This window comes from Microcoleus sp. Z1_B2, assembly GCF_036700325.1.
Classification (GTDB): domain Bacteria; phylum Cyanobacteriota; class Cyanobacteriia; order Cyanobacteriales; family Microcoleaceae; genus Microcoleus.
The window spans coordinates 1-24,359 of sequence record NZ_JAUBOQ010000014.1 but is presented as its reverse complement, the minus strand read 5'-3'; the positions used below and the strand labels follow the sequence as shown (position 1 = coordinate 24,359).

Sequence of the window (24,359 nt, the reverse complement as noted above, 5' to 3'; positions counted from 1 at the left end):
AAGAGGCAGTTGTTTGTTGCTAATAATTAATGCGCCCATAAGTTAGAGCGCATTAGGAAATCAGCCATCTATTGATTGAAGGTAAAACGCCCGTCAACTTTTTCTCCGTTAATATCCGCAGTCACTTTTACTGGATACTGACCGGGTTCATTGCCGGGAAACAACACAGCGTAATGTTTGCCCTCAGCATCATACTTGAGAGCTAGGGTTTGCTGCTTTCCACTCGGCAACTGCACTTGAGCCGTCACTTTCGCGTTAGCAACTGGTTCCTTTTTCTCTCCTTTTTGCAAAAAAACATCTAAATGAGTTCCGGTAGCTTCTTTGTAAGGTACAAACTCTAAATGGTAAGCTCCAGACTCCACAACTTGCCCCCCTTGAGTTGCTTTTCCAGGAGCAGTGGCGGGAGGCGAAGACGCAGGTTGAGAGGCGACAGGAGGGGATGCTGGAGTGGTATTTGGATCGCTTGCTTGGTTATCGTTACTGCAAGCTCCCAAAAACAGCAATCCAACACTACCTAGAACAATTAAATTTGACTTAAGCGATTTCATTTGTTTGACTCCTTGCTGACTGACAATAATTGGAAAATATCACACATTAACTACCTTTCCGTCTTCAATAACGGGCTGAGGTTTTTGAGGTCGTAAAAAATGCCCAAATTGAGCATACAAAGCTGGCAAAACTAACAGAGTTAGTGCTGTAGAAGTAAATAACCCTCCTAAAACTACTACTGACAGCGGTTGCAAAATTTCCTTTCCCGCCCCGCCTTCAAAGACTAAAGGTGCTAAACCCAAAGCTGAAGTTAAAGCAGTCATCAAGATGGCATTGAGCCGTTCCATCGAACCTTTAATAATTGCTTCCTTAAAAGGCAGTCCTTCAGCAAATTTAGTGTTGTAGTTGTCTACTAAAAGCAAGCCGTTACGGGTGGCAACGCCAAATAAAGTGACAAAGCCAACTAAAGAAGCTACAGAGATGATGCTGCCAGTCAAAGCTACCGCAATTACTCCTCCTACTAATCCGATCGGCAAATTAATCATAATCATAGCAGTTGAAGGAATTGACTTGACTGACAAGTACATCAATACAGTAATTACCAAAAAGGCGATCGCACTAAATATCATAATATTTTGCGAAGCTCTTTGTTCTGCTTCAAATTGACCGCCGTACTGGATAAAATAGCCAAAAGGCAACTGCACCTCTCGTTTGACTTTAGCTTGAATTTCATTCACAACCGATCGCAAATCCCTATTTTTAGCATTAGCCGCTGCCACAATCAAGCGAGAAACATTCTCGCGGTTAATCGTATTGGGCCCCGTACCGTATTTAACAGTCGCAACTTGGGCGAGGGGAATCTTGTTGCCGCTTGGAGTATCAACCAACAAATTCTGAATAGTTTCTAGGTTGTTTCGGGCTTCAGGCTGCAACCAAACAACTAAATCAAAAGTTTGCTGCACTTCCAAAACTTGAGAAACAACCTTGCCGTTTAAAGCTGTCTCAATTATTTCCGAAAGTTCTCCGATTTTTAAACCGTATCTACCCGCAGCTTGACGGTTAAACTTAATTTGAATTTGTTGCACTGGCACCTGGGGTTCGAGTTGCAAATCCACAATGCCTTCCACTGTTTTCATTTGCTCTTCAACTTTGGCACCGATGCTGCGAAGCTGATCCAAATCCGGGCCAAAGATTTTAACAGCAATCTGACTTCTGACACCAGATAAAACCTCATCCATCCGGTGAGAAATAAAACCGCCGATATTTGGTGCAACTCCCGGCAATTTACCAAACTCCTGCCGCAGCGATTCCAAAGTTTGCGGCCTGTTTTTCATGCCCTCCTCGCTCAAACCGATATCAATGTGAGCTAAATTGACTCCCGCAGCATCCGCATCTCCCGGAGCCCTGCCCGATCGCACTTGCACGTATTCAAACCTGGTATCATCCTTAAGTGCATCTTCAATAGCAAAAGCCGCGCTATCTGTTGTCTCCAAAGACACCCCCGGATAAAGCATAATAGTATTCACCAAAGTTTGCTCCTGAAACTCCGGCAAAAACACCCGTCCAAAGGAAGGCAAGATAATTAATGTAGCCACCATGCTAGCAGCAGCTAAAGCTAAAATAATCCCCGAATAGCGCATTGACAAATTTATCGAAAAATGATATATTTTCTTGCAAAATCTCGGCAGCCAAGGTTCCGCAGCACTCATGCGTTTGGTAGGCAACAAGATAGCACAAAGGGCCGGAGATATTAACAGCGATTCCAGACTAGAAATCACCACAACTACCAGATAAGTAATCCCCATAGGCGTAAAAATTCGACCTTCTACACCGGGCAAAGTAAAAATAGGAGAAAACACCACAATGCCAATAACAGTCGCTCCAATTAACGAATCGCGCACCTCCTCACTGCCATCAAAAATCACATCCATCACCGGGCGAGGATGAAGAGAAGACGTATTTTCTCTCAAGTTGCGGTAGGTATTTTCCGCGTAGACGATCGCATCGTCGATCGCAGTGCCGATCGCCACCGACAAACCCCCCAAAGTCATCGTATTCAGCCCCAGCCCCAGCCAATACATCGCCAGCAGCGCCAACAGCCAAGTCAGAAAGAAATCCAGCAAAACAACCGCCAGAGTGCGCCAATTCATCAAAAACGGGATGAGAATAAGGGTGACAATGATGCTGCCTTCAACTAAAGCCGATCGCACATTCTCCACCGAGGAATTAATATATTCTTCCTGTCGAAAAGTCACAGTAACTTTAATATCTTTGGGCAGGGCTTCCTGCACCTGGGCCATTGCTGCCTCAACTGCTTTCGTTACCGTCGGAGTATCAGCAACTGGCTGTCTGTTTACCATCACAATCACAGCTTTTTTGCCGTTAAAACTGCCATCGCCCCGCTTGATTGCAGCACCAATCTTGACCTCAGCCACATCACTAATTCTGACGGGTGTTCCGTGGCGAGAGTCGATCGCCGATTGCTGCAAATCTTCCACAGACTCAATCCGCCCCACCCCCCGGATTAAAGTTTCGCGATCGGGCGTAATTAAATAGCCCCCCGGCGCGTTAACATTCGCAGCCGCCGCCGCTTCAGCAACTTGCTGCAACGACACATTAAAAGCTTTCAACTTTGCAGGTTCTACTAATACTTGATACTGCCTTTCTTCGCCGCCGTATGCCACCACTTGAGCAACGCCAGTCACTGCCAAAAGGCGATTTGTGACTTGCCAGTCAACCAGACGGCGCACTTCCATCAAAGGAGTAGTTTCCGAGGTAAAAGCATAGGTAATAACAGTGCCCACAGGAGAAGTTGTGGGAGAAATTTGCGGTGTTTCTACCCCAGCCGGGAGTTTGCTTTCAGCTTGCTGCAACCGTTCTGTTATCAACTGCCGCGCTTGATAAATTTCAGTTCCCCAATCAAAGATTACCTTAACCGAAGAAAGGCCCACAGCAGAAGACGATCGCACTGCTGTCACCCCAGGAGTTCCATTAATCGCACTTTCGATCGGTAGTGTTACCAAAGACTCGATTTCTTCCGGCGCGAGCCCCGGTGCTTCCGTCTGAATTTCGACTTGCGGGGGTGCAAAAGGAGGGAAGACATCAAGGGACATTTGGGGGATGATATACAATGTCCACAGACTAATAATAATGGTAGCGATAACAACTAGCCAGCGGCGATTAATTACCCATCTAAGAATTGTGCTGAACATTTAATAATTTGGGAATTGGGAATTGGGAATTGGGAATTGGGAATTGATAAAAACAGCTATCCGTGACTTCCGTGTCGTGCTGTTACTTTAAACTCTTGACCGAAAGCATCCAGGATACAAGCCCCCGGATTCATTCCGAAAGCAGACTCAGAAACCAGAAATAAAAAACCTGTATCCGATGAAACTTGCCGAACGTATTTATCTCGCGCAAGTCAATGCTTCAATTCTAAAATCTAAAATCTAAAATCTAAAATCGATTGACTTCTGTCTCTGCATTTTTAACGTGATGGTTGTTATTGTGTAACAGCAATTCATCGTCCCAGGTCGATGTAGAGGCGGAAAAACCATTATTTGCAGCATTGTTTCCAGAATCCGCTGCTATTGCTGGCAATTTGCGCCGATTTCCCCACAACACGCCGGCTGTGAAAGTTAGGGATGCGATCGCAACTCCTCCCCCTATTGCCGCCCACCATAAAGACACGGGTAAATTATTAAAATTAACCTCTGTTGCCTTTGGAGATGTCTCTTTCTTTTCCTCGTCTTCTGAGTGTTTATTCCCGCCGCGCAAAGATTGTGCGTAAAGTTGAGGTGCTCGCTGCGTTACTATCAAATCTCCCTCGAATAAACCCCTCTTAACTTCAACTAAATCTCCCGCAGTTTGACCGAGTTCAATTTCAACCGCTTGATAAGCATTGCCATTTTGGACGTAAACGGTTTTTTTCCCGCTAACATCCACTACCGCCGCACTCGGAATTGCTAAAAGATTTGTGGCAGTTTTGTCTGTTAAAATCTCCAACTCAGCAAACAGTCCTGGCTTTAATTCACCGTTAATATTATCTAGTTCTGCTTTCACCGGCACAACCCGCGTTTCTCCTGACACGGATGACCCAATTAAGGCGATTTTTCCCTTGAAAGTGCGATCGGGTAAATTAGCGACTTTTACCCTCACTTCCTGACCCTGTTTTACTTTATTCAGGTCTTTTTCGTAAATATTGGCTGTGGCAAAAACGCGGCTGTCATTTAACAGACTCATCAACGGTTTTTCAGGGTTTACTGACTCTCCTGGGGTGATGAAGCGATCGGCTACAGTCCCCGAAATCGGAGCAACTACGGTAACGAGTCCTCGATCGTTGGCAACAGTTCCTAATTGTTGCAGCCGCGCTTGATAGGCTGCATCAGCCAAGCGAATGCGCGACTGAGCGACTTCTACGGCAGTTTTGCCGCGTTTGAGTTGGTTCTCGGCTTCTAGGACTTCCCGACGGCTCAGAGCTCTGGTAAGTTGAGCTTTTGCGTCTGCTACTCTGCCTTGAGATTCCCGCAATTCCCGCATTGGGAGGTCTACTTCGGCTTGTTTAATTTCGGTTTGGGCTTTGATAACTTCAGGACGGCTTTTTGCCTTAGCAACAGCGGCTTGTGCTTCGGCGAAGTGGGCTTGCGATTCCAGCATTGTGCGCCGCGCGATCGCCCCTGATGCCACTAATTCTTTGTCGCGATCGAACTGTTCTTTAGCCACTGTCAGTTCAGTTTCTGCCCGCGCTATTTCTGCTTGCGCTATTTCAACTTGACGCTGATAGTTTTCTTTAGCGGCTTGCACCACGGAACGATTATTTACTAATTCTTGTTCTTGCTGGTACTGCTTAGTTACCGCTGTTAATTGGGTTTGGGCTTGGGCGATTTCTGCTGCGGATATTTGACTTTGGCGATCGTAATTTTCTCGTGCTAGTTTTAGATCCCCTTCTGCTTGCTGCAAATCTGCCTCAGCTTCGGCACGTTTCGAGAGAGATTCAACCCGCAACTGTCCTAATTCTGAACTCGATAAAACCGCCACCGGTTGACCTTTTGATACTTTGTCCCCAGGCTTAACCAGTAACTCTACTACTTTCCCAGCAACAGGAGCCGTCACTTCTACTTTTTGGTTAGGTAAAGTTTCAATTTCTCCAGTAGTTTTAATGCCGATATCTAGTCTCTGGCGCGTGGCAGGGGAGATTTTAATTCCGATCCGCTTCGATGTTTCCGCATCGACAGAAATAGCAGCAGGAGTTTGAGTTGTTTCGCCGCTTTGGTGAAATTCATCTCCGTGTCCCGCGTGAGCAAAAACGACAGCCGGAGAAGTTAGCAAAATTAGGCTGAACAAAATTCCCGAAAAGCTGCTAATAATTACTGGAGATTGAGCATATTTATGAATTATCATCGTTGGCATTGTCCTTGAAATCAGGTTGAGTGCCACAGGTTTAGCAGTTGGTATTTTGCCAAGGTAAGTAACTGATACCCATTAAGTAAAGTTACTTATTAGCATTTTCCAAGAAGCGACCGCTAAGCAATGACCAAGAGCTAGAAATGCTCTACTCAACCTAGTATTTCAGGGTCAAATGAAATTAGGATGAAATTTCGCCTCAGCAGCCCAGATGCCCACCAGATTCTAAAATATGAAGATAAGTTTCGCCTAATGACAAGCGATTATGCTTTAGATTTTTTTCAGGTTTTTTTATCTCTGCTGGCGCTGCAATTTCTTTTGTCAATGCGCTCAGTAGCTCATCTACGGCTGCATTTGACTTATAAATGTTGTTTAATTCCAAGCTATTCAATATCATACACTACCCTCTCTATCCATATAGCTTTTTACTGACTTACCTACTACTTTAGAGGTAGAGATGAGCAATTGTCTACAGTATTATTACGTAAGTTTATACTACTTTAGAGGTAGGGCGGCTCCATTATCTACAGTATGTGTAGGTACTCTCAAGAAACTGAGGTGGAGTCAGACAAATGCTGACAGCCACAGTCGAGCTATATTACTTTGTCTACCAAGGTTGTCGCCACTTTTTCCTTTGTTCAATTACTTGCTTTTGTGAAGCAAGTATTTTCGGAACTCTTGAGCTACTGTGATTAATGTCACTCATTTTCGGGATTTGGGTCACGTTTTGTTTAGGGCTGCTAAATTACTGTTTGTACCAAGCTTGCCGCCACTGTTTCATTTGCTCAATTTCTTGCTTTTGCGAAGTCAGAATTTCTTGAGCTAATTTCTTCATTTCTGGGCGTTTTGACTTGTTCAAAGCATCTTGGGCCATCACTAAAGCTCCTTCGTGGTGAGGAATCATCGCATTGATAAATCGCAAGTCAAATTTGTCGTCACCGGCCCCTAAATCCATGCTCATCATCATGCTTTGCATTTGTTCGGGAGTCATTGCCATCATGTGACCCATGGGAGCGTGATAAGCCATCGGCGTACTGCTGGCTTTGGGATACCAAGTTTTTCGCCACTCTTTCATTTGATTTATTTCGCGGTTTTGAGCAGCAATTATATCAGTGGCAAGTTTTTTCATTTCCGGGCGTTTGGATTGTTTAAGCACATCTTGAGCCATGTTTACAGCACCTTGATGGTGTACTGTCATGCCATCAATAAATCGCAAATCGTAGTCGGCATCAGCAGGGCCTAAATCCATTGACATATCGTGATTCATGCCATGATTCATGCCATGATTCATGCCACCCATGCCACCGCCTTGTACCACGTCTTGCTTGTTGTTTGCTTCGGTTGCAGCCGTAACATTTGGGGCGGGACTTTCACTGGAAGGGGCATTTGAACAAGCTGCAAGCACTCCACTGGTAAAAGCGGCTGTGGCGGTCAACATCAGCGCTGCAAAGCCTGTTTTCAATGAAATTGGTTTCATAGAGCTTATATCCTTAAAATGGCCATTTATTTTCAGCTTTTCACATATAAATGAAATTAGGATGAAATTTTTGTGGCAAACTTGTAAAGAATTATTGCTGTGCTGTCGATCGCACTCAAAGTTAAGATTTACAGAACTCACAACCTAATTATGTATGTGCACAGTGCGCGCCTTACCCCTATGGGTAGCGTGTCAAACCACTTTTTTCATAAATTCCTGATTTATTTTGCAATTCCCCTTGACTCTCCAGTGTACTGGAGACTTTACAATAGAGTTAATTCATTGATTGAGCAGAGTAGTTTCTGCTGAGGTTCAAATTATGACATTACAGCTAAAAGTGCCTAAGATGGCTTGTTCTGCTTGTGCGACTACAATCACAAAAGCAGTCCAAGCCATTGACTCAGCCTCAACCGTTGAGGCGGATCTCAAGACAAAATTGGTCACGATTCACACCGCTAAGTCGGAAAGTGAAGTTAGGAAAGCGATCGCATCTGCTGGCTATCCAACAAGTCAATTTTAGATTTGAGATTTGAGATTTGAGATTTACTTGCAGCTTTGAATCTGGGAGATTTAACAAGAGTCTAAAATTTTTGATTCTCCACGACAGGAGTACGTCGCACGTTATCCGTTTTTAGGCGAGGTCAATCGATTTTAGATTTTAGATTTTAGATTGAAGCATTGACCCTACGGATAAATTCGGGGGGCAATTTTCTCGGATACAGGTTTTTTATTTCTGGACGGATGAATCCGGGGGCTTTCGGTCATTTGAAGACAGAAGGTAACTTTATAAGTTAGGAGGGCATCTATGGACAATCTCACACTTAAATTGCGGGGCATGAGTTGTGCTTCTTGTGCTGCCTCTGTCGAACAAGCAATCCAATCTGTTCCCGGCGTAATTGAGTGTCATGTCAATTTTGGGATGGAACAAGCAACCATCCAATACGACTCCAAGCAAACCGACTTAGAAACAATTCAATCTGCTGTTGATGATGCGGGATACGAAGCTTTGCCGCTTCCAGAAATGGCGGCGCCAGAGGATGATTCCGAACAAGCCGATCGCAAATCGGAATCTCAAACCTTGCAGCGAAAACTCTGGACAGCAGGTATCATCAGCATCCTGCTAGTGGTGGGTTCTATTCCAGCGATGACCGGCTTGCACCTGCCATTTATTCCCGCATGGCTGCACAATTATTGGCTGCAATTAGTGCTGACATCACCCGTACAATTTTGGTGCGGGAAATCGTTTTATGTGGGAGCTTGGAAATCCCTAAAACGGCGGGTAGCAACAATGGATACTCTGATTGCCTTGGGTACAAGTGCTGCTTACTTTTATTCTGTATTTGTGACATTTTTCCCAGGTTTATTCACAGCCCAAGGTTTAAATTCTGGCGTTTACTACGAAGTTGCCGCCAGCGTTATTGCCTTAATTTTGTTGGGGAAAACCATAGAAAATCGGGCGAAGGGAGAGACTTCCGAAGCCATTCGCAAACTCATGGGTTTGCAAGCAAAAACTGCTCGAATAATTCGCAACGGGGAAGAGTTGGAAGTGCCGATCGCCCAAGTGGAAATTGGCGACATCGTGCAGGTGCGGCCGGGAGAGCAAATCCCCGTAGATGGAGAGGTAATTGAGGGGGCTTCGACGGTAGACGAAGCAATGGTTACGGGAGAAAGTTTGGCTGTCAAAAAGCAGCTTGGCGACGAAGTTATCGGAGCCACAATTAATAAAACTGGCAGTTTCAAGTTTCGGGCGACAAGAGTTGGCAAAGATACATTTTTAGCTCAAATTGTCAAGATGGTGCAGGACGCACAGGGGTCAAAAGCACCGATCCAAAAGTTAGCAGACCAAGTGACTGGTTGGTTTGTTCCTGTAGTAATTGCCGTCGCTTTAGCTACTTTCATTATCTGGTTTAACGCGACGGGAAACTTCACTCTAGCCACAGTGACAATGGTGGAAGTGCTGATTATTGCCTGTCCCTGCGCTTTGGGTTTGGCGACTCCGACTGCTGTGATGGTGGGAACTGGGAAAGGTGCAGAAAATGGGATTTTAATTAAAGGAGCCGAGAGTTTAGAATTGGCTCATAAAATCCAAATTATCGTATTAGATAAAACAGGAACTCTTACTGAAGGCAAGCCGACTGTAACTGATTTTGTGACAATTAAAGGAACGGCGAATAGCAATGAGTTAAAGTTGCTGCAATTGGCGGCGTCTGTAGAGCGAAATTCGGAGCATCCTTTGGGGGAAGCTGTTGTGAGGTATGCTCAATCTCAAGAGGTGAATTTGACGGATGTTAAGGATTTTGAGGCGATCGCGGGGAGTGGTGTTCGCGGGGTTGTAGGCGGAAAGTCGATCGCCCTGGGAACGGTGAGGTGGATGCAGGAACTCGGCTGCGATACTGAATATCTGGAACTGCGCGCGAGAGCTTTGGAAGCTGCGAGCAAAACGGTTGTTTGGATGGCTGTAGAAGGCAAAATAGAGGCAATTCTGGGCATTGCGGATGCCCTCAAACCGTCGTCAGCGCAGGCGGTGAAAGCGCTTCAAAAGCTCGGTTTGGAGGTGGCGATGCTGACTGGAGATAATCGCGCGACGGCGGAGTCGATCGCCCAATCCGTGGGCATTACTCGCGTTTTTGCCGAAGTTAGACCCGACCAAAAAGCAGCTCAAATTCAAGCCCTGCAACGGGGAGGAAAAATTGTCGCGATGGTGGGAGACGGGATTAACGATGCACCAGCTTTGGCCGCTTCTGACGTGGGAATTGCGATCGGCACCGGCACCGATGTGGCGATCGCCGCCAGCGACATTACCTTAATTTCAGGCGATTTGCAAGGCATAGTTACAGCAATTAAACTTTCCCGCGCCACCATGCGGAACATCCGCGAAAATCTGTTTTTTGCGTTTATTTACAACATCGCTGGAATACCGATCGCTGCTGGCATTTTGTACCCCATATTTGGCTGGCTGCTAAATCCAATTATCGCCGGTGCAGCAATGGCTTTCAGTTCAGTCTCTGTAGTTACTAATGCTTTGCGCTTGCGGAATTTTCAAGCCAAATCTAGTGCATAAATTTGGAGGAATGAGAAAAATGTTACACCATCGTCAAATTTCGGGAAGTCTCGCGAGTTTAGGACTTGTGATGGGAATTGCATCGGGAGTTCAAGCTTCAGAAATGTCCGTCCAGCATTCTACTTCAACGACTCAATTCCGCAGCATTGAACAGCCACTAGGTTTAAAAGTTGGCGTCACAATAGGTGGTTTGACATTAATAGGTTTAGAATTGTGGTGGTTTTTGTTCAGTAAATCTAAAGGGCAGCAAGCTGAATCTATTCAGGGTATACAAGAGTTGAATATTACTGTAGACGGGGGTTATGAGCCTGCCACTGTAGTTGTGAAAGCAGGTCAATTAGTCAGGCTCAATTTCTTGAGGCGCGACCCCAACAGTTGTCTTGAAAAAGTGTTGTTACCAGATTTTCACATTGTGCGAGAATTGCCTCTAAATCAGGTAACGGCTGTTGAATTCACCCCTCAAAAACCTGGACGATACCTATTTACTTGCGGCATGAATATGTTTCGGGGTGTGGTGGAAGTACAAAGCTAAATCAAATAGACAGTTGTCAACCTGCGGGAACTGCGACGGTTGAGGCGCGAGTTTTTTCAGCAATAAATCGCTAAAATAGATTAAAGCTTAAAAAATTTGGAGTGAGCTAAATGCAACTACTACACACGATGCTCCGAGTCGGCAACCTGGAAGAGTCCCTCAAATTTTACACTGAGGTTCTGGGCATGAAATTGCTGCGGCAAAAGGACTATCCAGACGGTAAATTTACTCTGGCTTTTGTGGGCTACGGCGATGAATCCGACACTACAGTTTTGGAATTAACATACAACTGGGGCGTCACAGAGTACAATTTAGGGGATGCTTACGGTCATATTGCGATCGGCGTTGACGACATTTACGGTACTTGCGAAGAAATTAAAGCTCGTGGCGGTAAAGTTAGTCGCGAACCCGGCCCGATGAAGCACGGTTCAACAGTCATCGCTTTTGTGCAAGACCCAGATGGATATAAAGTTGAATTAATTCAACTGGAAAATCAAGGTAGCAACACCCAGAAAGTAGCAGCAACAACCGCATCTTAGAGTTCGTCCTCTAGTCCTGCTAGGGTGCGTCAGAAACAATTTTTTTGAGTTAAGTTGAAACTCTTTCTCTGACGCACCCTACTGAGGAGATTTAGGGGGTTTTTAACACTTTTAATGCGATCGCACCGACGGTACAAACTGCTGCAAATATATTTTTTGCCACAAGACAGAAAAACTGCTCCCTATTTGGCTTAAGCTATCAAATTTAGGAATTAATTTAGATTCTCGGCGCTTGTCTAAAGCAGCGATCGCCGAAAAAAACATAGCTAATACTAACAAAAATACCAGCATTACACTAAATAAAATATTCCAACAAACTAGAAATTCGCTTGTGTAGCTGACGGTAAACAGCGAGTTAATCACTGAATCCGATAAATACAAGAGCAGCCCTACTGAAAACCACACCCCGAACAATACCCATGTCCATTTAAAGATATCTGTTGCAGTCTTGTGATTTTTAGACACAGAAAGTTCTAAATCTCTAATTAGGCTGTTAATTTTGGATGTGACTTCATACAAAGTATATTGCAAAGAATCTCTGAGAGAATTTAGCTCGTTGTCGAGGTTTATGCACTGCTCGGATGTGCTTTTGTCAAAACTGAGATTTTGGAGTTTCTTGCGGTGCACAGACAGTTTATGACCTAGGGTGTAATCCCATTTTTGCAGCCGCTCTATAGTTAAATACAAAAGTTCCCTATTTGCATCTAACAAGCTCTGGCAATCTACGATCGACTTAACTAACTTGCTGAGATTGTTGATCTGCTCATCTACAGTATTTTGGTATTCCCTCTGTTTAGCTGACAAGAAACTTGCGAGTTCGACATCCCGCTCGCCGCACAGCGCCAAAGCCTCACAATACAAGTCGTCAATTTCCATTTTACCGAAATACAGTGACGCTTTGTACTCCTCAATTTCGGGAAGAGTCAGGGATTGTAAAGGCTTATATTTTACCTGAAATTTATATAGGATCGCTGTCAGAATCTGCGCCGATTTTTGCTCCAGCTTGTCTTTGTAGGGTGCTAAAATAATGGCAGCTAGATTTTTGACTTTCGCTTCCGGGTGGTGCAGGAAATCAAAAATTGTGGCAAGTATTTTGGATAATTCTAAGTCATTAAAATTCTTTTCCGCAACTTCCAAAAAGTTTGTTACCGCTGCATCGTTTTCGGCATTCAATTTGTAGGAATCCCTAAGTGCGATCGCAGCAAATACTCGATCGATCCAAAACAGATATTCCTCGCAATCCATTGGCAGGCTCGGCAGCAGCCAGCTAGGGCCGTACACCCAAAAATCGAGACAATTCTCATATTCCTTACCGCTGTCATGTCTGCGGCTGTCGTCCAAAGCAAATTTGTTGCTTGCTAATAGTTGAATTTGCTCTTCTACAACCAGCCGCTCAATTTCCCCTGCATTGATTGTGGAATTGACAGCACCTTCCTTGCCTTGTTGTTGCCCTACTTCATCCAACCACATTGACTTAATACTAACAGCCGCAGACCACCGAATTAAAGGAGTCGAGCCCCCTCGTGCTTCCTGTTCTAACGCCGCCAGCAGATTTTTGTTAAAATTACTTGCTCTAGCCGTTCTCTCACTTGATATCAGCCCCTCTCGCACCTTCCCCAATGCTTGAATTGCCAAAGCGCGAAACAGCAAATTCGGATGCGGTTTTCTGACGGATTCCGGTATATTTTCTCTGAATATTCCGCTGTTGGGTACGCCCAAAACTTCAGCAAAAGGCTCGATGCCGCACTGTTGCAGGATTTTTTCAACTAGGTTTATTCTTTGCCAAGGTTGAGTATATTTAGTGAGAGTGAAGATTAGCGCTGTGCCACTGCACCCCATTGACTCAGGGATGTTAGTGCGATCGAGTTTCCACATATTGCTCGTCATAATTTGTCGCCATGACAATTGCTAGATATGGAGGCCGTTGTTGGATGCTGAATTCAGCATTACATTTACTGTGGCTTTTTGTCAATATTAGTCCTGGACGCATAGGGAGTTATAAACCCGGTTTCATGAGTAAATTTATTATAACTCAATCCTAGATTTTCCCTATAAACCTAGTTGATCGAGACCAATGTGCGTCCCAAACTAAATATATTATCTTGCATTAATCGGTGAAATGTCAAAAAATTTGGTTGAGTTGAGTCACAAAAACCAACCTACTCTCGTCATTTCTTGGTCGGAGCTTTTAAGATTTTGTCGCTCACCATTTTGTCAACGATTAAGTCGCTGATAATTTGAGCTCCGTGGGAGGTAAAGTGCAAGCCGTCATTATTTTTTACATAGCCTCGCTTACCCGATTTATTAGCAACTACTGGAACAAATTTTCCGCCTTGTCCAAATGTCTCCCAAGTAGAAATAAATTCGATTTTTGATGAAGATTTACTGGCAGTCTTATAAATATTGTTCATGATGGGAAAAGCTTTGAGATAGGAAGATTTGTTGGGCATCGATTGACCGACCCAATACACTTTTCTCACGGATGACGAATCCAGTAAATTGGCATATTTTTCAACTCTTTCTTGATAAGCTTTTTGCCATTCTTTGCTCATAACAGCCCGGGCTTTTCCTTGAGAATCTATAATATTTTGACGGTCATTGGCTCCAAACAAAACTATCACTACATCCGGCTGGTAATTATTAATTGTTTGGCGACTTCTGGCATACCAATCATAATAATCTATCCGATTTAATCCGGTCGAGACCTTGTAGTCAATTTTCGTATCGGCGATATTGTATTTTTTCTTAAGAGTGTACTGGAGTTGAATTCCTAAGTCGAACATTACGGAATCTCCAATAAATAAAAATCTGCGATAAGGTATGGTCAGTTTGGGTTTAGCTGGGGTTGTTTTTTTCCCTTGAGTTGGTTTTTTAGCAGTGGCAGGCTTAGGGGGTTGAACGGCAGTTTTTGTTTCGGTTTGGACAGGAGGAAGTTCTGATTCTTTGGGGAGGTTATCGAAGTTAATATCTTTAATTTTGCTCCAAAAATCTTGTTCTGATTTTCGGAAACCGTCTATTTTTATCTGGCGCGCGGCTTGTTTAATTTCTGGACTTGCGAAAGGAGTTGAAGCAAAGCTTTTTAGAAATAATGATAAGTTTGAAAATATTAAAGTGAGAATTACAGAAGTAACAATCAGCAAAATTTCCCGGTCTTTCATATGTCTTAGAAATTAAAGTAAATAAAAGGCGGAACGGTACTAGGCCCCAACATCAAGATAGTATACACGAGCAGCGAAACTAAGACAACCCGAAAGAAAATGTTTTTTAATGACAGTACGGTTTGCAATAGTTCGGAGATGCGATCGCCCCACAAGTTGATCGCGCCAATGACTGCAATTACTAAATACAATTGCCAGAAGTTAAATTGAAAAGTTGCGACGACAGGATGGATAATTCCTTGAAAAAAGCTCACCGCCGTTTCCCAGTTGGGAGTGCCAAAAAATACCCAGCTACAAGTAACAAAACTAAATGTTAACAACCAACTGCAAAATTTAGCAAATCTGGGAAAGGCATAGTCTAATTTAAAGTGGATAGCTTGGGGGATATCTTTACATAAATGGTTGACAATTAATCCTAAACCGTGAATTGCTCCCCAGAAAATAAAGTTTAAACCTGCGCCGTGCCACAATCCACCGATCGCCATTGTCATCAGTAAATTTACGTACTTCCTCAACTTGCCGTATTTGTTGCCGCCAAAGGGAAAGTAAACGTAATCCCTCAGCCACTCGGAAAGACTGATGTGCCACCTTTTCCAAAATTCTTGCAGGCTGAGCGATCGGTATGGCATATTAAAGTTAGCAATGGGTTTGAAACCCAGCAAACAGGAGATGCCGTTGGCTAAATCCGAGTAGCCGCTGAAATCTACGTAAATCAAACAGGAATAGGAAATTGCCGCGAGGATTAAATCGATGCTGCTGTACTGCTGCGGGACTTTGAATGGCAAGTCAGTGAAGTTAAACAAAAAGCTCGATAAAGTATATTTTTTGAAGAGTCCAGACAAAATCAAAACTATAACTTCTTCAATTTTATAGTCGTATTTTTCCGGTGAATTTAGCTGCCAGTAAAATTCGCGAGCTCGCGAGATTGGCCCGGAGGCAATTTGCGGAAAATAGGTAATGTAGGCGGCATAGTCTACAAAATTCGGACAAGGGATTTTTTGCTGGTAGCAGTCGATTAAATGGGAAATTATTCTAAAAGTGTAGAAAGACACGCCGACGGGGGCGATTATTTGCAAAACTGGAAAGTCGGCGGGAATTTGTAGCTGATTCAGTACCTCAAATAAGGAAGTTACAAAGAAGTTGTAATATTTAAAGATGCCGAGATAGCCAATGTTGAAAATTAGACCGGAGATTAAAGCAAATTTTTTATATTTACTCTTGCAGAGCACCCGGAGAATGATATAATTGTAGACTGTAGAGAAAATCAGGAGCAAGAGAAAGTCAAAACTCCAAAAGGAATAAAATAATAAACTGGAAACTAACAAGACAATTTTATACAAATCGACTTGGGGTTTCACAGAGACGATCGCGCTAAAAATAATTAGGAAAAATACTAAAAATTGGTAAGTGGGAAATAGCATATATCTCAGCCGATAAAAAATCTTGTTTGTGGCAATATTTTTATAAGTACGGCCAGCGAACCTATCCCGAAGGAAATCGCCCTAGTCTGTCTGAACTCATATGTTGCACCATTGTCAGTTAGCCTTTTATGAACAGGCTTTTCGGCCTGTTCCACAAGAAAATTTATCTTTTGTGGAACGGGCATCTTGCCCGTTCTGGAGAATGGCGCAAGATGTGAGTCTCACCGCAGCAAATTTCGGGGTGGATTACGGACTGTAAGCTTTTTCAATCTTGTCAATTATTTCACAACTTCCGCCCTAGTTAACCGCACTCATAAATTCATAATCCTGTTTAAAGATTATGATGGTTGTGAGACGATGTATTAACGGATAACAACAGGAATCCCCTTGATTGCGAGGAACCAACGTGCAGCCAACAGACCCTAGCAAATTTACAGATCAAGCCTGGGAAGCCATTGTCAAATCCCAGGATGTAGCCCGCCGCTTTGCCAATCAGCAGCTAGAGGTTGAACATTTAGCCATCGCCCTTCTCGAACAGCAAGGTCAGGCCAACAGCATTCTCAGCTTGGCTGGGGTAGATGCCACCCGCTTGGCGCAGCAGTTAGATGCTTTTGCCAAACGACAGCCCAGAGTTGCCAACGCTGACCAACTATATCTCGGTCGCGGCTTAGAAGTGATGTTAGATGTTGCCGAGGCCACCAGGGCGACTTGGCAAGATAATTTTATCGCCGTTGAACATTTATTAATTGGCTTAGTAGAAGACGAACGAGTCGGCCGCAGGTTGCTGACAAAAGGCGACGGCCCGCCTGGTCGCCCCGGTTACGATCGCAAACCCCCAGCCGGTACACTCGATCGACCAAAACTAGAAGAAGCCATCAAATCTTTCCGCGCCACTGCTAAAGCCCAAGAAAAAAATTCCGAAACCGGGAAAGGCAGCCGCAGCAGCGCTAAAGCCCAAGATCAAGATGGGGAAGCTAACTCCGACGCCCTCAGCAAGTACGGCCGCGATTTGACAGAAGCCGCCAAAGCCGGCAAACTCGACCCAGTAATCGGCCGCGACGAGGAAATCCGCCGCGTGGTACAAGTTCTTTCCCGCCGCCAAAAAAACAATCCAGTGTTAATTGGCGATCCCGGAGTCGGAAAAACTGCGATCGCCGAAGGTTTAGCCCAGCGAATTGTCAACGGCGACGTACCGGAATCTTTGAAAAATCGCCAGCTATTTAGCCTTGACATGGGCAGTTTAATTGCTGGGGCAAAATTCCGGGGCGAATTTGAAGAACGATTGCGATCAGTCCTGCGGGAAGTCATCGATTCCGACGGGCAAATTGTCCTATTTATTGACGAATTGCACACGGTTGTCGGGACTGGTGGCGGCGGCAGTTCCGGTTCGGGAATGGATGCGGGAAATTTGTTGAAACCCATGTTGGCGAGAGGCGAATTGCGCTGCATCGGCGCTACAACTCTCGACGAATTCCGCAAGAATATTGAAAAAGATCCAGCCCTGGAACGCCGCTTTCAACAAGTATTTGTCGGCGAACCCAGCGTTGAAGATACTGTTTCGATTTTGCGCGGATTGAAAGACCGTTACGAACGCCACCACGGGGTAAAAATTACTGATTCGGCCCTGGTAGCTGCTGCAACTCTGTCTTTTCGCTATATTTCCGATCGCTTTTTGCCGGACAAGGCGATCGACCTGGTAGATGAAGCGGCCGCCCACTTGAAAATGGAGATTACCTCTAAACCTGTGGAATTGGAAGGAATCGACCGCCGGGTGATGCAGTTGGAAATGGAAAAATTGTCGATCGAAGGGGAAGGAAAAGGTGCTCTAGCCCCTGGGCTCGGCTTCCGCGTCGAACGCATCACATCTGAGATTGACATTTTAAAAGTCAAGCAGGAAAAATTGTCGTCTCAGTGGTTGGGCGAAAAGCAGTTGTTGGATGCAATCAATAAATTGAAAGCAGAAGAAGACCAACTGCGAGTGCAAATCGAACAAGCAGAAAGGGCTTACGATTTGAATAAAGCCGCACAGTTAAAGTATGGCAAGTTGGAAACTGCGGTGCGCGATCGCGAAGCGAAAGAAGCGGAACTTTTGAAACAGCAAGCTCAAGGTTCTTCCCTGCTGCGCGAAAAAGTTACTGAGGGCGATATTGCGGAAATTGTCGCTAAATGGACGGGCATTCCGGTTAACCGATTGTTGGAATCAGAACGCCAAAAATTGCTGCAATTGGAAAAACACTTGCACCAAAAAGTCATCGGTCAAGAGGAAGCTGTAACAGCCGTGGCGGCGGCAATTCGGCGCGCTAGGGCGGGCATGAAAGACCCCGGCAGGCCGATCGGCTCTTTCTTGTTTATGGGCCCGACAGGCGTGGGAAAAACTGAGTTAGCGCGGGCGTTGGCGGAGTTTTTGTTTGACAGCGATGATGCGATCGTCCGCATCGATATGTCGGAATACATGGAGAAACACAGCGTTTCTCGGTTGGTAGGAGCTCCTCCCGGATATGTCGGTTACGATGAAGGGGGACAACTTTCCGAAGCAGTGCGGAGACATCCTTATTCGGTAGTGCTGTTTGACGAAGTGGAAAAAGCGCACCCGGACGTATTTAACATTTTGCTGCAAGTGTTGGATGACGGCCGAATTACCGATTCTCAAGGTCGAGTGGTTGACTTTAGAAATACCGTAATTGTGATGACTAGCAATATCGGCAGCGACCACATTTTAGACGTGTTTACTAAGAAGGAAAAAACCGTCAAAAAACCTGCTAGCCGGAAGCAGGAAACGAAAGATTTGTCAAGTCAAAAGACAGATTATAAAGTGGCGGCAGACGGTACTGTTGAGGTGTCGGCCCAGCGAGTTGAGGTTGATAGTGTAAGTAAGAGTGAAAACAAGACTGAAAATGAAAATTTATTGACTCAAGAACGGGAGACAGACCAAGAGTACGAACAGATGTTAAAACGGGTGATGGCAGCGCTGCGATCGCACTTCCGGCCGGAATTTCTCAATCGGGTGGACGAGATAATTTTGTTCCACACTTTGAGCAAGGTCGAACTGCGGCAAATTGTCAGTATCCAAGTGAAGCGGATCGAGCGTTTGTTGGCAGAGCAAAAAATTACTTTGGAACTGTCCGATGCGGCGAAAAACCATATCACAGATGTCGGTTACGACCCGGTTTACGGCGCTCGCCCCTTGAAACGCGCCATCCAGCGGGAGTTGGAAAACCCGCTGGCTAACAAGATTCTGGAAAATGCGTTTGTCGAAGGTGATACAATTGCGATCGACTGTGAAAATAACTCTTTGCAATTTCGCAAAAAAGAGTCTCGTCCGGCGCTAGCAGGTAACAGTTTGTAGTTGCCGAATAGTTAGGAACAGGCAAGATGCCTGTTCCACAAACAATCAATTCTCTTGTAGAACAGGCATCCTGCCTGTTATTGAAAATTAGGAACAGGCAAGATGCCTGTTCCACAAATAATCAATTTTCTTGTAGAACAGGCATCCTGCCTGTTATTGAAAATTAGGAACAGGCAAGATGCCTGTTCCACAAATAATCAATTCTCTTGTGGAACAGGCATCTTGCCTGTTATTGAAAATTAGGAACAGGCAAGATGCCTGTTATTGAAAATAGTGAAACCTGTTACTTGATATCAAGAATTCGAGATGGTGCGGCTGCCGTAAGCATCCATGCTGTAGGCGGGAACGCGAACGCTGTAATCCATCTCTGTTGCTGTGATTGCTACAGCCAATTTTTCAAAAGATTCATCGTTCCAATTCCGCTCGTGGATAGGCTTTGACTGTTCGCCCAGGAAATATGCTTGAGTGCCAATTACTGAGGCTGCTACCCAACCGACGATTAAAAGAGCGATTACAATAGTCATTTTTACTTTTTCCTTAACTTTTGTTGCTTTATGTAAACTAATGTAACGAAAATTAGCAATCAACGTCAAGGTACTGTAATGTCGTGGCAACCGTCCGGCAGGTAGTAAATACCGCACCTAACCCTGAGTCTGTAGGTGTGCTTAGTGTCAACAAGGGCTCGATCGCCCCTAGCCCCCTTAATAAGAGGGGGGGGACAAGAGTGTTCTCAAAGTCAACCCCTACTCCCCTTATCAAGGGGGATGCGAGGGGGATCTAGACTGGGCTACCAGCGAGAGATACAGAGGGGTTTCAGGCTTAAGTTGACAATCAAGCATCCAGGGTACAAGCCCCCGGATTCATTCCTTCGCAGACTCAGGACCCAGAAATAAAAAACCTGTATCCGATAAGTAAGCCCCCGAATTTATCCGTGGGGTCAGTGCTTCAATCGAAAATCGAAAATCTAAAATCTAAAATCGATTGACACGCCTTGGTAGGGTGTGCACCGCGCATCGGTAGGTAGCACAGTACCCGGATTGTTAACTGTGTCCGAAATAGCAAAACAGATTGTTGAGATTTTATAGTTAAGAAATTATAAGTTTTGCGTTCATAAATTACGATTAAAAGTCTGGGGCTGGCATGATGAATAGCGGCCCAATTATAAGTTATGATTTATCAGTTTGGATGGGAACTAACAAATCCCAATTACCAAACTTTAAGTAAAAATTACCAATTACCAATCATCGCTACAAATCATGCCAAACTCAATGTTAAATAACGACCCGTTGTGGTTCAAAGACGCGATTATTTACGAAGTACCAGTTCGCGCTTTTGCCGACAGCAATGCAGACGGGATCGGCGACTTTAGAGGACTGACAGAAAAACTGGATTACCTGCAAAACTTGGGAGTCACAGCCATTTGGGTACTGCCATTTTTTCCTTCGCCGCTCCGAGACGACGGCTACGATACATCTCACTATACTACGGTCAATCCGATTTACGGCACATTAGAGGACTTTAAAGACCTTTTAGAAGCAGCGCACCAGCGTGGAATTCGAGTCATTATTGAGTTGATTGTGAACCACACTTCCGACCAGCACGCTTGGTTTCAGCGAGCGCGCCGGGCCCCGAAAGGCAGTAACGAAAGAGATTTTTATGTGTGGAGCGACACGCCGGAAAAATATCAAGATGCTCGGATTATTTTCCAAGATTTTGAAACATCTAATTGGGCTTGGGATGCGGTAGCAAAAGCTTATTACTGGCACCGTTTTTATTCGCACCAACCCGATTTGAATTACGACAATCCGGCCGTCCGCCAAGCCATCTTAGATGTGGTAGATTTCTGGTTGGCGCTGGGAGTAGACGGACTGCGGATGGATGCGGTGCCTTACCTGTACGAGCGCGAAGGTACTAACTGCGAAAACCTGCCAGAAACTCACCAATTCCTGAAGCAATTGCGGAAGCACGTAGATGAAAACTTCCCGAACCGGATGCTGCTGGCTGAGGCGAATCAGTGGCCGGAGGATGCAGTTGAATATTACGCTGCTGGGGATGAATGTCACATGAACTTTCATTTTCCGCTGATGCCGCGTTTATTTATGGCTTTGCATATGGAAGATAGCTTCCCAATTAGCGACATTCTCCAGCAAACTCCGCATATTCCCAATAATTGTCAGTGGGCATTATTTTTGCGGAATCATGATGAATTGACGCTGGAAATGGTGAGTGATGAAGACCGAGATTATATGTATCGGGTTTACGCTCAAGACACTCAGGCGAGAATTAATTTGGGCATCCGCCGCCGTTTGGCTCCTTTGATGGGAAATAACCGCCGCCGTATCGAGTTGATGAATGCTTTGCTGCTGTCTCTTCCGGGTACGCCGGTGCTTTACTACGGCGATGAAATTGGCATGGGAGACAATATCTATTTGGGCGATCGCAACGGGGTGAGAACTCCGATGCAGTGGAGTGGCGATCGCAATGCCGGTTTTAGTCGTGCTAACCCGCAGCGGCTTTACGCACCGCCCATTGTTGACCCTGAATATCACTACGAATCTGTTAACGTGGACGCGCAGCGGGCGAATCCGAGTTCTCTTTGGTGGTGGATGAAACGCCTGATTGCAATTCGGCAGCGCTTCCAAGCATTCGGCCGCGGAACTTGCGAATTCCTATACCCGGAAAACCGCAAAGTTTTAGCTTTTGTACGTACTTATCAAGACGAACACATCCTCGTAGTGGCTAATTTGTCGCGCTTTGTCCAGACGGCAGAATTAGACCTTGCGCCCTTTAAAGGTGCTGTTCCGGTGGAGATTTTCGGCCGCACGGAGTTTCCTGCTGTTGGCGATTCGCCTTACTTTTTGAGTTTGAGTCCTCACACGTTTTACTGGTTTACTCTTACTGTTAAACACGAAGATTTTTCGCTGCACGGTGTGCCCACAGACTTGCCTACTTTGGCGGTCATAGGTAATTGGAAAACTGCTTTTGCTACAAGTCAGTTAAGCGATATGCTGCTTAATCTTTTGCCGGGATACTTGCGGCGGAATCGCTGGTTTAGCGGTTCAGATCGGACAATTCAATCTTTAGAAATAAGTGAGGTTTTACCGATTGAATGTAAAGATAGCGCGGGAGAGGAATCTCAAGTTTACATTCTGTTTTTGCAGTTGAATTATACTGAAGGTATGCCGGAAACTTACGTTTTGCCTTTAGGGTGGGAAGAGATTAAAGGCGATGTGGACGATCGGGCGATCGCGCGCCTGCACTTCCCAGAAACCAAAAAGGAAATCGGGGTACTATTTGATGCTGCTGGGGAGAAAGGTTTTCTGAGCGCACTGCTGGGGGCGATCGCCAATTCTCGCAGTTACAGAGGTGTTGCAGGTCAACTGCTAGGAATTGCCGACAGTGCATTCAAATCAGAAGAAGAGTTAGCGCAGCTCGAACCTCACCTGTTCAAAAAAGAACAAAGCAATACATCTGCAGGTTACGGCGACCGCTTCGTCCTGAAAATATTGCGAAAAGTCGAGGAAGGTATTAACCCTGAATTAGAAATCGGACGCTTTTTAACAGAGCGCAACTCGATCCAACACTACGCTCCAATTACCGGAGCATTGGAATATCACACACCAGCCAAACAAGTCCTTACAGTCGGAATCCTACAAAAATTAATCCCCGACAGCGTAGATGCTTGGTCTTATACATTAGACACACTGCGCGACTATTTCGAGCAAGTAATGACAGTAGAAGCAAAGCATTCCAGCGATAATTTATCTACTGCCCCCGAAAATTATTTGCCGAACGCTTTGACCGGACAAACCCAGCGGCAGCAAAACTCGCTAGTAGCCGATTTATCGCTAGAAATTCCAGAATTAGCTCGCGAACTCATCGGCTCTTACTTAGCATCAGCCGAACTTTTAGGTCAACGGACAGCCGAACTTCACCTGGCTTTAGCTTCTGACACAGAAAATCCCGCTTTTGCCCCAGAAAACTTCACCTCCTTTTACCAGCGTTCCATCTATCAACACATGAGAAATCTGGCGGGAAGAACTTTGCTGGATCTGAAAAAACGGCTGTCTAAACTGCCACCAGAAATACAAAAATCGGCGCAAAAGCTCCTCAACCGCGAAGAGTTGATCATGGAACGTTTCAAGTCTATTTTAAACTTGAGAATCACCGCCGATAGAATTCGCTGTCACGGGGACTTTCATTTCGGGCAAGTTCTTTATACAGGCAAAGACTTCGTAATTATTGATTTCGGAGGAGAACGCGATCGACCCTTAAGCGAGCGGCGGATGAAGAGGTCGCCCCTGCGAGATGTTGCGGGAATGCTGCAATCTATAAGTTACGCTGTTACTTTGGCACTCCGCAATGAAGTAGAAAGTGGCATGATTCGCCCTGAAAATCTCCCGGAGATGCAGCAGTGGGCGAACGTTTGGCACCGCTGGGTCAGCCTCACTTTTGTCAAGAGTTATTTGGCAACAGCAGCCGATGCAGATTTCTTGCCCAAATCTATACCGGAACTACAAGTTTTGCTGGATGCTTACATTTTGGAAAAAGCGGTTGCCGAGCTAGCCTACGAACTTAATTACCGCTTGGATTGGGCGCACATTCCGCTTCAGCGGATTGTAGAATTGCTGAATTTATAAGGGCGGGTTTATCTATACTCGTTAGGGTGCGTGACTTTTTAGATCCTCAATTAACAGCGAGATGCTGGAAAGTCACGCACCTTAGATGACACGAAATCTGCTTTGATAACGATTTGAGATCGTGTCCGATCGAGTTACCGCGATTAAAAGGGCGGGTTTTTGAGATTGTCAATTATGAGCAGATATTTTTTGTTAACCCGCCCCTACCTTATTAGGAATGAGAATTAAATAACTTCCACTCTTGAAAGTGGGATGGGCGTCCCGCCCGTCCTTTTTGGACGGGCGGGACG

At 45.1% G+C, this 24,359-nt stretch carries 15 protein-coding genes; 6 read left to right on the top strand and 9 right to left on the bottom strand.

Annotated features, from left to right (window positions below):
* Positions 1–68 precede the first annotated feature (68 nt).
* The 5 genes from QT984_RS10300 to QT984_RS10280 form a co-directional block, all read right to left on the bottom strand.
* On the bottom strand, positions 69–548 hold the full coding sequence (locus tag QT984_RS10300) for a hypothetical protein (protein ID WP_333239864.1): 480 nt from the start codon (positions 546–548) through the stop codon (positions 69–71).
* A 39-nt stretch (positions 549–587) separates the two neighbouring features.
* Complete coding sequence (locus tag QT984_RS10295) at positions 588–3,701, bottom strand: efflux RND transporter permease subunit (protein WP_333373909.1); 3,114 nt, start codon at positions 3,699–3,701, stop codon at positions 588–590.
* Positions 3,702–3,948: 247 nt separating this feature from the next.
* Positions 3,949–5,892 (bottom strand): efflux RND transporter periplasmic adaptor subunit, encoded by a 1,944-nt coding sequence (locus tag QT984_RS10290; protein ID WP_333234121.1) that lies wholly within the window; start codon positions 5,890–5,892, stop codon positions 3,949–3,951.
* A 202-nt stretch (positions 5,893–6,094) separates the two neighbouring features.
* Positions 6,095–6,292, bottom strand: coding sequence for a hypothetical protein (locus tag QT984_RS10285; protein WP_333208625.1), 198 nt, complete (start codon positions 6,290–6,292; stop codon positions 6,095–6,097).
* 348 nt (positions 6,293–6,640) lie between these two features.
* Entirely contained in the window at positions 6,641–7,372 is a 732-nt protein-coding gene (locus QT984_RS10280; protein WP_333262808.1) for a DUF305 domain-containing protein, read from the bottom strand.
* Positions 7,373–7,691: 319 nt separating this feature from the next.
* On the opposite strand from QT984_RS10280, the gene QT984_RS10275 reads away from it, so the two are divergent.
* The 4 genes from QT984_RS10275 (at position 7,692) to gloA (ending at position 11,504) form a co-directional block, all read left to right on the top strand.
* Positions 7,692–7,892 (top strand): heavy-metal-associated domain-containing protein, encoded by a 201-nt coding sequence (locus QT984_RS10275; RefSeq protein ID WP_333208623.1) that lies wholly within the window; start codon positions 7,692–7,694, stop codon positions 7,890–7,892.
* 285 nt (positions 7,893–8,177) lie between these two features.
* The gene (locus QT984_RS10270) at positions 8,178–10,433 is read left to right on the top strand and encodes a heavy metal translocating P-type ATPase (RefSeq protein WP_333262804.1); all 2,256 of its coding nucleotides are present in this window, start codon (positions 8,178–8,180) and stop codon (positions 10,431–10,433) included.
* Between the two features lie 19 nt (positions 10,434–10,452).
* Complete coding sequence (locus QT984_RS10265) at positions 10,453–10,965, top strand: cupredoxin domain-containing protein (protein WP_333052872.1); 513 nt, start codon at positions 10,453–10,455, stop codon at positions 10,963–10,965.
* Positions 10,966–11,075: 110 nt separating this feature from the next.
* The gene (gene gloA, locus QT984_RS10260; protein WP_333052871.1) at positions 11,076–11,504 is read left to right on the top strand and encodes a lactoylglutathione lyase; all 429 of its coding nucleotides are present in this window, start codon (positions 11,076–11,078) and stop codon (positions 11,502–11,504) included.
* 111 nt (positions 11,505–11,615) lie between these two features.
* On the opposite strand, the gene QT984_RS10255 is transcribed toward gloA, so the two are convergent.
* The 3 genes from QT984_RS10255 to QT984_RS10245 all read right to left on the bottom strand — a co-directional run bounded on the left by QT984_RS10255 (position 11,616) and on the right by QT984_RS10245 (position 16,083).
* Positions 11,616–13,391, bottom strand: a complete 1,776-nt coding sequence (locus QT984_RS10255) for a hypothetical protein (protein WP_333373907.1) — start codon at positions 13,389–13,391, stop codon at positions 11,616–11,618.
* Positions 13,392–13,672: 281 nt separating this feature from the next.
* The gene (locus QT984_RS10250; RefSeq protein ID WP_333373905.1) at positions 13,673–14,662 is read right to left on the bottom strand and encodes a DUF459 domain-containing protein; all 990 of its coding nucleotides are present in this window, start codon (positions 14,660–14,662) and stop codon (positions 13,673–13,675) included.
* 5 nt (positions 14,663–14,667) lie between these two features.
* On the bottom strand, positions 14,668–16,083 hold the full coding sequence (locus QT984_RS10245; RefSeq protein WP_333052868.1) for an MBOAT family O-acyltransferase: 1,416 nt from the start codon (positions 16,081–16,083) through the stop codon (positions 14,668–14,670).
* Positions 16,084–16,489: 406 nt separating this feature from the next.
* Between QT984_RS10245 and QT984_RS10240 the strand changes: the two genes are divergently transcribed.
* Positions 16,490–19,429 (top strand): AAA family ATPase, encoded by a 2,940-nt coding sequence (locus QT984_RS10240; protein WP_333373903.1) that lies wholly within the window; start codon positions 16,490–16,492, stop codon positions 19,427–19,429.
* A gap of 293 nt (positions 19,430–19,722) precedes the next feature.
* Here QT984_RS10240 and QT984_RS10235 read toward each other — a convergent pair whose 3' ends face one another.
* A complete protein-coding gene (locus QT984_RS10235) occupies positions 19,723–19,953 on the bottom strand; it encodes a photosystem II protein, Psb35-related (RefSeq protein WP_333052866.1) in 231 nt (76 codons plus the stop codon).
* Positions 19,954–20,685: 732 nt separating this feature from the next.
* Between QT984_RS10235 and treS the strand changes: the two genes are divergently transcribed.
* Positions 20,686–24,069, top strand: a complete 3,384-nt coding sequence (gene treS / locus QT984_RS10230) for a maltose alpha-D-glucosyltransferase (protein WP_333373901.1) — start codon at positions 20,686–20,688, stop codon at positions 24,067–24,069.
* Positions 24,070–24,359: the final 290 nt, after the last annotated feature.